Origin of the sequence: Companilactobacillus futsaii JCM 17355 (assembly GCF_001435505.1) — a bacterium.
GTDB lineage: Bacteria > Bacillota > Bacilli > Lactobacillales > Lactobacillaceae > Companilactobacillus > Companilactobacillus futsaii.
Genome location: NZ_AZDO01000027.1, coordinates 1 through 2,080 on the forward strand (window position 1 = coordinate 1; position 2,080 = coordinate 2,080).

Below are 2,080 nucleotides of genomic sequence, written 5' to 3' on the forward strand. Positions count from 1 at the left end.
ACCTTTATGGGTTTTTGTGTCCACTAGTGTTCGGTTATATTTTACAATCTGCCATAGTAAAAAAGCTCAAAATAATAAACGCCATTTGATTGAATCTGTAATTGAAAAAGTTGGCTTAAAAGGCAAAGAAAGAAATTTACCGACAGAACTTTCTGGTGGACAACAACAAAGAGTAGCAATTGCTCGAGCTATTGTTAATCGTCCTAAGTTGATTATCGCTGACGAACCAACTGGGGCTTTGGATTCAAAGACTAGTAAAGAAATTATGGATATTTTTGAAAAATTGAATCAAGATGGAACGACGATCATCATGGTTACTCACGATAGCGAAGTAGCTGAACATGCCATGCGGACGGTTTATATTCGTGATGGTCGACTATATAACGATGAAAAGAGTGTGGAAAATCATGACTGATAAAATTTCAATCGCACTCAAATCAATTACTAAAAATAAAAATCGTAATTTCTTAACGATGTTAGGAATTATCATTGGTATCGCTAGTGTCATTTGTATTTTGGCAATCGGTGATGGTTTCACGCACACGGTTACTAAAGGGATGGGCAACCACAACGTAAAAAATAAGGTTACTTTGCAGTGGGAATCCAAGTCCGTTTACGATACTGACGGTGGTTTTACTAAGAACGATGCATCAGCTCTAAGTAGCGTCAAAGGCGTTGATCACGTCAAACTAGCTAGTAGCATTGTTGAAGCTGGTGCTAAGGTTCAGTACAAGACTAAGAATGTCAGTATCGGCTTGAACAAACAGCCTAAACATTTGAAATTAGTTAAAGGAACGTATTTGCCACTAGACGGTGATTCCAGTGGTGTTTATATTTCTGAATATTTAGCCCATAAATTGTTTAAGAAGAATGCTCTTAATCGTTTAATTACTATCGATGGAACAGTTTTTGTGGTTGAAGGAATCTATCATGTGGGGACAATGGATTATCGGCCAGATGCCTACGTTTCTAAAACGACTTTCAAACAATTATTTGCGAACCAAATCTCTAAGGATCAGGCAAAATTGTACGTCACTTCTGACGCTAATAAAAAACAAGTCGGTAAAAAAGCTACTAAATTAATGAAGAAGATTGGTGAACAGAAGAAGACTGGTACGTATTCAGTTTCAAATCCTGATCAAATCAGTAAGCAATTTACTAAGATTCTCAATGATATTACTTACTTCATCGCTTTTATTGCTGGAATTTCATTGTTGATTGCTGGTATTGGGGTTATGAATGTAATGTACATAACGGTTTCAGAACGCCGAAAAGAAATAGGTATCAGACGTGCTTTTGGTGCTACATCAGGTGATATTCGCAATCAATTCTTAATTGAAAGTGTCGTTCTTTGTATAATTGGTGGAATTATTGGAATTATCTTCGGGTATATTTTTGTAAATATCATCAACGCCTTCTTACCATTTAAAGCCGTTATAACGTCTTATGCAATTATCTTGTCGTTAGCGGTATCGACAGCAGTTGGTTTAATATTCGGATTTATTCCTTCTAATAAAGCAGCTAAGTCGGAATTAGTTGGATTGTTGAAAGAAGAATAGGGGAAAATATGAAAAAATTATATGGTTTAGATAAACTGTCAGTACTAGGAATAGTCTTGATTAGTATCTTGATGACAGTTATTGAGATGTTCGTTTCAGATCCAAACTTTTCACAAATGCCACAAATGGGTAAGTGGTTGAAGTTATTGTTATTTGTAATTGGGGCAGTAGTTAGCTTTGCCATTGGGTATTGGTTATTTACGCTCTTATTGAGAAATAATGATAATTACAAAGTGAAATTAGTAATCAATTTGGCAATCGGTTTAGCTATCGAAGCCGTGTTGATTACTATTATCTACTTGATTGCTAAAAAGACTAATATTTGGGTCAACGGAATTGCTGGAGTATTTGGCTTTGGAACTTTGGCATTATTGAATTGGAAGTTCTTAGAAGTATCTCAATCGGATAAGATCAAGGTTAGTGTTTTGACAGGAATTTGGTTTGTCCTAGCCTTGTTCTAGTATGCCGTCCTCCATAGCAAAGCAAATTTGGCTGGAATGCACTCGTCCTTGTCAAGTTGA

General features: G+C 35.9%; 3 protein-coding genes. All 3 read left to right on the plus strand.

The features are described 5' to 3' along the window. On the plus strand, positions 1-415 hold a 415-nt coding region (locus FC88_RS03245; protein WP_157060410.1), incomplete at its 5' end, for an ABC transporter ATP-binding protein. Next, the gene (locus tag FC88_RS03250) at positions 408-1,559 is read left to right on the plus strand and encodes an ABC transporter permease (protein ID WP_057812735.1); all 1,152 of its coding nucleotides are present in this window, start codon (positions 408-410) and stop codon (positions 1,557-1,559) included. The genes FC88_RS03245 and FC88_RS03250, both read left to right, overlap by 8 nt. 8 nt (positions 1,560-1,567) lie before the next feature. Next, positions 1,568-2,020 (plus strand): hypothetical protein, encoded by a 453-nt coding sequence (locus tag FC88_RS03255; protein WP_057812738.1) that lies wholly within the window; start codon positions 1,568-1,570, stop codon positions 2,018-2,020. Positions 2,021-2,080: the final 60 nt, after the last annotated feature.